We start from the raw sequence: 8,187 nt of genomic DNA, 5'->3' as shown, positions 1-8,187 counted from the left end.
ATTATGCCTTTCATACTTAGCAAAATTTTCTTTTAAATTTATACAGATTTATCTTTTTGGGCTAGAATTTTTATAAAATTGCTTACTTAAAATTCCACAAACAAAAATCACTTGATAGGCTAATAATATGATTAACATTTTATCCATCATGTCATTAGCTTTTTCATCATCGTAAAAATATTATTTAGCTAACACTTTCTTTTTAGCATAAATATTTATACTTTCCACTGCCAATGAAAATGCCATCGCAAAATAGATATATCCCTTTGGAATATGAAATCCTAATCCTTCAGCAACGAGCGTCATGCCCACAAGCACCAAAAATGCAAGTGCTAAAATTTTTATAGTCGGGTTATTATCTACAAAATTAGAAATACCTTTTGACGCTATCATCATTACACCAACTGCTAAAATAACAGCTATGATCATTATCTCTATATGCTCAGCCATTCCAACGGCCGTGATAACACTATCAAGAGAAAAAACAATATCCAAAACAGCTATTTCACTTACAATAACCAAGAAATTTGTATGTGATTTTGTGTTGTTTTTATGCTCTTCACTTTCGCCAGAAACGCTAGAATGTATTTCAAGGGTTGATTTTACAAGTAAAAATAGACCACCTAGTATAAGCACCAAATCTCGGCCGCTTATGCTAAATTCTGCGATAGTAAAGAGTGGCTTTGTTAGCTTCATGATCCAAAACAATGAAAGTAAAAGTAAAATTCTAGTCACCATAGCTAGCCCCAGGCCAACGATCCTACCACTACCGCGCTGCTCTGGCGGTAGTTTACCCACTAAAATAGCGATAAATATAATATTATCTATGCCTAAAACTATCTCTAAGCCAGTTAATGTAAGTAGTGATACCCACGCTTCTGGCGAACTAAACCATTCAAACATTTGCTTCCTTTGTTAAAATTTTTATTATGCTCTCAGGCAAAATTTCATGCTCTATCGCATGGATTTTGCTCTCCCAATCCTCTAAGCTCATACCATCTTCTCTTTCAAACGCTCTTTGTGCAATGAGTTTACCTCCGTCAAGCTCCTCGCTCACGTAGTGCACGCTAACTCCACCAAGCATCATCTCGCTCTCAAAGCTCTCCTTTATCGCATGAGCACCTTTAAAAAGTGGCAGTATAGAAGGATGTAAATTTATGGCTTTTATCTTTGATGTAAAAACAGAAGTTAATATCCTCATAAACCCAGCAAGCACTGTTAGTTCAGCGCCGCTTTTTAAAATTTGCTCCACAACTGCAGCGTCAAATTCTTCTCTATTTGCAAATTTGGCACTCTCTATTATCGTCGTATCAAGCCCAAATTTCTTAGCACGCTCTATACCGTATGCACCTGGCTTATTACAGATACAAAGGCGAACTTCGATCCTTACGCCGTTAAAAATTTGATTATGAACTTTTTTAAGTATCGCTTCTAAATTTGAGCCACTACCGCTAAAAAGTACGGCTATCTTTTTCGTAAGCATTTTACTCCTTTTATAATGTCTGTTGGGCTAAGCGCATAGCTACTTTTTTTGAAATTTTTAAGGCTTAGTGCATGAGCTAGTGTAGCCGAGATGGCAGCATCCAGTGGATCGTAGCCTTGAGCTAAAAGTGCTAGCACGAGTCCGCTTAGCACGTCACCACTGCCACCCTTTGCAAGTATATTTTTACCATAAGTCATGATGTAAATTTGCCCGCCTTTAGCGATTATTGTATTTGCGCCTTTTAACACGAGCACAGCATTAAATTTCTCGCTCCAAGCCTTAGCGTAAGCGTGTCTGTTTTCCTGTAAGGTTTGCACATCTATATCGGCCATTTTGCAAATTTTTAAAAGCGAGCAAAACTCCTTTGGATGAGGCGTCAAGACGCAGTTTCCGCTTAGCAGGTCAAGCACTTTTGGGCTATAAAAGATATCAGCATCAAGCACAAGCTTTTTGCCCTTTAAATTTTGCACCTCAAGCTCTTCTACGCCCTTTTTGCCAAGTCCCATGCCAACGGCCCCAGCGTTCATTTTCTCGCTTATCTTACTTACTTGCATGATATGTGTTGGTAAATTTAAACCCTGCTCGGCTATCACGCTAACTAGCCCAGCCCCAAAGGTAAATGCCGCCTTTGCGCAAAGTTTGCTAGCTCCTATGTGCTCGCCAGATATGATAAATGCGTGGCCAAAGTCGCCCTTATTTACGCACTGATTTTTTCTATTTGGAAGTATAAGGTCGCGTTTTTCAAGCAGGTGATAGTCACTCTCGCATTCGTAGTTTTGCGCGCTTATGCCAAGATCAGCGACCTTTATCTTGCCAACAAAGTCTTTCGCCGCATCGCTATAAAGCCCAAGCTTTCTAGCTCCCATCGTGATCGTGATGTCTGCTTTTACGCAAGAGCCAAGCACCTTGCCATCGCTACTTAGCCCGCTTGGTACATCACAAGCGATGATGTAAGCGAGGCTGGTGTTTATTTTTGAGATGAGCTCTATGTGCTTTTCGTCTAAATTTCTATTTAAACCAGAGCCAAAAAGTCCATCTATGACACAGTTCGTTTCTTTTAAACTAATGTCTATATCATGGCTTTCGTGCACATTAGCTAGTTTTGCACGTTCAAGCTGCTTGCTCGCAAGTGGCTTTAAATTTTGGCTAACCAGGATAAATTCGCACTCAAACTCTCCCTCTAGCATCCTTAAAGTGCAAAGCACGTCAGCACCGTTATTTCCACCACCGCAAATGCCTAGTACCCTCATACCTTTTTTAAATTTCTTACGGATAAAATTTGCTACGGCTGCGGCTGCATTTTCCATTAAAAGCTCTTCGCTAAGTTTAATTTTCTCGCTCGCCCTCTCGTCTAAAACTCTCGTGTCTAAATATAAATTTTTCATTCTATGCCCTAAAACTAAGCGCCTCTAAGATATGGGGCTTTAAAATTTGCTCGCTCTCATCAAGATCAGCGATGCTTCTAGCCACTCTAAGTGTTCTTTTTATGCCTCTTTGAGAAAGATTGTACCTCGAGGCCGCCTTTTGTAAAATTTCTCTTGCTTCATTATCTAATAGACAAAATTTTTCTACTTGTGCGTCATTTAGTTTGCCATTTAGCTCATCTTGATCGCGCTTTTTTTGAAAGATAAAGGCTTTTAAAACCATATCGCTCATCTGCTGTGAACTCAAACTCGACCTGTCATTTGGCGAACTCTCGTCCATAGCAACTTTTAAATCAATGCGGTCGAGCACTGGAGCTGAAATTCTTGATTTGTAGTTTTTTATCTCATTTTCGCTACATTTGCAATTTAGATTGCGAGAGAATAAATTTCCACAAGGACATGGATTTTGAGCGGCTACGAAGATAAATTTAGTCTCATAAGTCACTTTTGAATTCACTCTTGCGATATGGATTTGGTTGTCCTCTAGTGGCTCTCTTAGGCTTTCTATCACCTGCTTTGAAAAGTGAGGAAACTCGTCAAAAAAAAGTACTCCGCCATTTGCAAGTGCGATTTCACCGATCTTTGCGACATTTGAGCCACTGTAAGATTCAATAAAAGTTGCGAATGAATAAAAGCGATTGAGAAATGCATTATGTAAAATCATTGCCCTATTTTCAGTTAAATTGATACTATTTTACTATTTTTTAAAATTAAAAACAAGCTACTAGAAATTCAATAAAAGTTGCGAATAGTTCAATAAAAGTTGCTAAAATATTATAAAAATTCAATAAAAGTTGCTAAAAAGTTTTAAAGGCGGTATAATACATGTATAGTATTTTAAAAAATATAATTGAGATATAGAAAACAATTAATTTCACTAGATCTAAAGTAAATTAATAAAAAGGTAGCTATGTCAGTACGAAAAATTCCAAAAAACTATCGCTCATCCACCGGAATATTTCAGAGTCTGAAAAACAAGTCGCCTATCTCCTATGAATCTTTGCTCGAAAGAGACTTTTACTTACTTTTAGAATTTAATCATGAAGTGCAATCCTATGAGGAACAACCGCTTACAACACAATATGCCTATAGAAATTCAATTTACAGATATACCCCTGATTGTCTAGTACAATACTATCCAAATTTTAATAAGCTTCCATGCGTATTTGAAATCAAATTTAGCGAAGAGCTTAAAGAAAAGAAAGTTTTTCTCGATGCAAAATTCTTTCAAATTGAACAATATCTGTATGAAAATGATATGAATTTTAAAATATTTACAGAACTAGATATAGATCCAATATATCTTGAGAATGCAAAACTAATCTACACATATGCTAATCTTCAGAGCACCAATGCGGTCAAAGACGCATTTAACTTGTGTAAAAAATATTCAGGAAAAACACTTGCATATATTTTAAACCAAATTAGCGACAATAGGCTAAGACAAGCAGAATTCATTCCCTATATTTGGTATTTAGTTTTTTCTTCAAAGCTCAAAATAGATATGTATAAGCCTATAAATTTTAATACTCCAATAAGGATCTGCGATGAATAAGGTGCAATATGCTATAGGCATGCATATTTTTTATAACAATGTAGAATATATAGTTGTTAGACAAATTAACTTTCAAGAAATCATGGCACAGAATATTTCAACTGGAGAAAAAGCTATTCTCCCTATTCAAGAAATGACAAAAGAGTCTCAAATTTCCAATCAAGAAGATAATCAACAAGACATCAACCCCTTAGAACTAAGTTCAAATGACTGGGACGAAGCCAACAAAAGACTAGAAATTATAAAGCCTATCTTGGGTGTAGTCACCAATAGAATTAAGGCCATCAAGCAAAGGGCTGCTGAATATAACTTGCACCCAAGTACAATTTATAGGTGGCTTGAAGCATACAAAAACTCAGGCAATCTTCTAGCTTCTATAGCCCCAAAAAATCAAGCCAAGGGAGGCAGAGGACGTCTTAGAACAGTTGAAGAGGTGGAATTGATAATTAAAAAAACAATTGAGGAGCTATATCTCTCGAAACAGAAATATTCATCAAAAAAGACATATATGGCGATAGTCCAAAGATGTAAAAATGCAAAAATTAAGCCGCCTAGCGAAAACACGGTACGCTCCAGAATCCAGTCGCTGTCGGACAAGGAAGTTCTTAAACGAAGAGAAAGCGCTAGAATGGCCGACAGAAAATATAGAAATACAGATGGTATGTTTCCAGCAGGAAAATATCCGCTTGATTTTATACAAATCGACCATACCCCAATGGATATTATTGTTGTAGATGAAGTGTACGGACAGCCTATAGGAAGACCATATTTGACCATAGCGATGGATATTTATAGTAGAATGGTCATGGGGTTTTTTATAAGCCTAGATGAACCTAGTTATTTTTCAGTCTCACAATGCCTTACACAAGCAATGCTATCAAAAGAGAAATATTTAAGAAGCCTAGAAGTCGATGGCGAATGGAATATTTGGGGGATTCCTAAAACAATAGGACTCGATAATGCGGCAGAATTTAGAGGAAAGGATTTGCAAAGGGTTTGTGAGCACTACGGCATAGAGTTAAATTGGAGACCTGTTGCAAGACCGCAGTTTGGTGGTCACATAGAAAGGATTATAGGTACCGCTATGAGAGAAGTACACACTCTGCCTGGCACCACTTTTTCAAATATTCAGCAAAGAGGAGAATATAAATCCGAAAAATATGCCACTATGACGCTCAAGTCTCTTGAAAAATGGCTTACCGAATACATCATAAATGTTTACCACAAACAGATACATAGCGGCATAAATTGTACTCCAGAGCATAAATACGAGATAGGAATATTCGGCGATGGCAAAACATCCTTGGGTAGAGGCCTGCCTGAAAGAATTGCTGATGAAGATAAATTTAAAATTTCGCTACTACCTACTATTGAACGCACAATCCAGCAATCTGGAATTAAAATAGATAGCATTCAATACTATGCAGATGCCTTAAGAAGATGGATTAGAGCCAAAGATAAAGACAAGAAAGCTAGAAAATTTATTTTCAAAAGAGACCTAAGAGATATAAGTACAATTTGGTTTTATGATCCTGAAATAAAGGAGTATTATCCAATTCCTTTTAGGAATATATCCTATCCTCCAATATCAGTCTGGGATTTAAGGGCTATCAAAAAATATCTTGACGACAACAATGTAACTGGATACGATGAAGTGACTATCTTTTCGGCATATGAAAAAATGAAACAAATCGAAAAAGATTCTGCGCAAAAAGTAAAAAGTATAAGAAGGAAGCACTCCGCACAAAAACATAGAGATACGAAAAGGAAATTTGATAATATACCAAAGACCAAATCTAAGTCAAATGCCTCATCTGATGCTGAAAATGACATATCTTTATCTGATTTATATAAAGATGTTGAGCCTTTCGATGATATAGAGATTTTATAAAGGCAACAACCTATGGAAAACCAACATTTAATTCAACAAGCACAAGATGCATTATTGCTTACAGATGAAGAAAGAATTGCTTTTATGTTAAACGAGAAGTGGTTTTTATACCCAATTGCCAAAGAAATTCTAAAAGAATTAGAATTTCATCTTAAGCATCCCAAAAAAAATAGAATGAAAGGCAGGCTTATTGTTGGCGGAACCAACAACGGAAAAACGTCTATCGTAAATAAATTTATTAGAAGCCATATGCCATATGATGATGAAAATGTCAAAATAACACCAGTAATAGCGGTGAGCGCTCCCGAAAGCTCCAATCCATCAGACCTATATGGAAGTATTTTGCACAAGCTAGGGGTTCCATATAAAAACACAGACAGAGCCACAAAAAAGAAAGAAAAGGTTGAGGGGATATTTTTACTATGCCGCACTAATATGCTTATAATTGATGAAATACACAATATTATAGTGGCACCCGTACAAAAACAAAAAGCCTTTATGGTGGCATTAAAAAATCTTAGCAACGAGTTAATGATACCCATCATATTGGTAGGCACTGCCGATGCGTTACATGCTATAAATACAGATTCGCAAATAAGCAATCGATTTCCGCCACTGGTTGTACCAAAATGGAAATATGATAGAGCTTTTTTATCCTTACTGGCAAGCATAGAAAAAACTCTCCCTCTAAGAAAACAATCAAATATGGCCACCTCAAAAGAGATATCAAATTATATTTTAGACTACTCTGAAGGGTATATAGGAGAAATTATAGATTTAATAAATTTAGCTGCTCAATATGCCATAGAGCAAAAAATCGAAAGCATTACCATGGAAACACTTAAAAAATCTAATTTTGTGCGCCCTTCTATGAGAAAAAATATTGCTGATTTTATAGAAATATGATAAGCCATGTTACTAGATTTATAAATTTAAACGATAGGGACTTTGTGATTCATCCAAAGCCTCAAGACGACGAATTACTATCGTCATGGCTAGTAAGAGTAGCTCTAGCAAACGATACGGCAGCTACATCTTTTACTAACATGCATTTTAGAGAATATGCAAGAAATATTATCTGGCAAAGGGATTTGGATATATGGTGCCCTCAAGATCTTATGAAGCGACTCTCAGAAAAAAGTCATTTATCAAAGGAGCAAATTCTAGATATGACATTAAAAAGCTATGAAGGAAAACTACAAGAACATATTAATGGTAGAACCAGAACTCGCTTTATACAGCCTCTTGGAAACTATTGCCATATAAAAAGAAACGGTGGATTAAGATTTTGTCCCAAATGCCTAAAGGAGGATATGGTCCCCTACTTTAGAAAGATATGGAGACTTTCTTTTTATACAGCATGCATCAAGCACGGCTGTTTTCTGCACAGCAGATGTCCTACATGTGGCTCTCCACTAGTAATTTATAAGCATTACAACGAAAGAGACTTTACTTTTTGCTATAAATGTGGCACCGATCTTAAAACGGCACCTGCTCATACTATAAATAAACTTTCTTACGGGCTTAAAGCAGTAGAATGTTTGCTACAAATACTAAGTGAGGGCTACGGTATAAAATTCGGAAAAAAAGTAGCGTCAATCGATTTTTTTCATTTTTTAAAACAGATTAATAAAATGATTTATTTATGGAGAAAAACAGATGGCGTATTTGAGCACGAAATATTAGGAGATGTCATAAAATTTAATACTACAACTAAAAATAAATGCTATGAGGACTTTATAACCATAGAAGAACAGTATCTACTGTATTCCGGCTCTTGTTTTTTGATTCAATCAGATTCAAATTTTAAAGATTTTATTCAAAATAATCACAT

The 8,187-nt window shown here is 36.1% G+C and carries 7 protein-coding genes and 1 pseudogene; 4 read left to right on the top strand and 4 right to left on the bottom strand.

Annotation, left to right across the window (positions count from 1 at the left end):
- Positions 1-180 precede the first annotated feature (180 nt).
- The 4 genes and pseudogenes from CYP54_RS02545 to CYP54_RS02530 all read right to left on the bottom strand — a co-directional run.
- Positions 181-903 carry a TerC family protein gene (locus CYP54_RS02545; protein ID WP_103604087.1) on the bottom strand — a complete coding sequence of 241 codons (723 nt, stop codon included), beginning with the start codon at positions 901-903 and terminating at the stop codon, positions 181-183.
- Complete coding sequence (purN, locus tag CYP54_RS02540) at positions 896-1,483, bottom strand: phosphoribosylglycinamide formyltransferase (protein ID WP_103604086.1); 588 nt, start codon at positions 1,481-1,483, stop codon at positions 896-898. The genes CYP54_RS02545 and purN overlap by 8 nt, the downstream gene beginning before the upstream one ends.
- Positions 1,465-2,868: an NAD(P)H-hydrate dehydratase gene (locus tag CYP54_RS02535; protein ID WP_103604085.1), complete on the bottom strand. Its 1,404-nt coding sequence runs from the start codon at positions 2,866-2,868 to the stop codon at positions 1,465-1,467. Before CYP54_RS02535 ends, purN begins: the two co-directional genes overlap by 19 nt.
- Position 2,869: 1 nt before the next feature.
- Positions 2,870-3,505 (bottom strand): annotated as a pseudogene (locus CYP54_RS02530) (ATP-binding protein); the annotation flags it as partial.
- A 312-nt stretch (positions 3,506-3,817) separates the two neighbouring features.
- Between CYP54_RS02530 and CYP54_RS02525 the strand changes: the two are divergent.
- The 4 genes from CYP54_RS02525 to CYP54_RS02510 all read left to right on the top strand — a co-directional run.
- Positions 3,818-4,462, top strand: coding sequence for a TnsA endonuclease N-terminal domain-containing protein (locus CYP54_RS02525; protein ID WP_103559941.1), 645 nt, complete (start codon positions 3,818-3,820; stop codon positions 4,460-4,462).
- On the top strand, positions 4,455-6,353 hold the full coding sequence (locus CYP54_RS02520) for a TnsB C-terminal domain-containing protein (RefSeq protein WP_103559942.1): 1,899 nt from the start codon (positions 4,455-4,457) through the stop codon (positions 6,351-6,353). Before CYP54_RS02525 ends, CYP54_RS02520 begins: the two co-directional genes overlap by 8 nt.
- A gap of 12 nt (positions 6,354-6,365) precedes the next feature.
- Positions 6,366-7,259 (top strand): TniB family NTP-binding protein, encoded by an 894-nt coding sequence (locus tag CYP54_RS02515; RefSeq protein WP_103604084.1) that lies wholly within the window; start codon positions 6,366-6,368, stop codon positions 7,257-7,259.
- A 44-nt stretch (positions 7,260-7,303) separates the two neighbouring features.
- Positions 7,304-8,187, top strand: an 884-nt coding sequence (locus CYP54_RS02510; protein WP_103604083.1) for a TniQ family protein, incomplete at its 3' end; no start/stop codon positions are given.

Origin of the sequence: Campylobacter concisus (assembly GCF_002914005.1) — a bacterium.
GTDB lineage: Bacteria > Campylobacterota > Campylobacteria > Campylobacterales > Campylobacteraceae > Campylobacter_A > Campylobacter_A concisus_N.
This window is presented reverse-complemented; position numbering and strand designations above follow the sequence as displayed.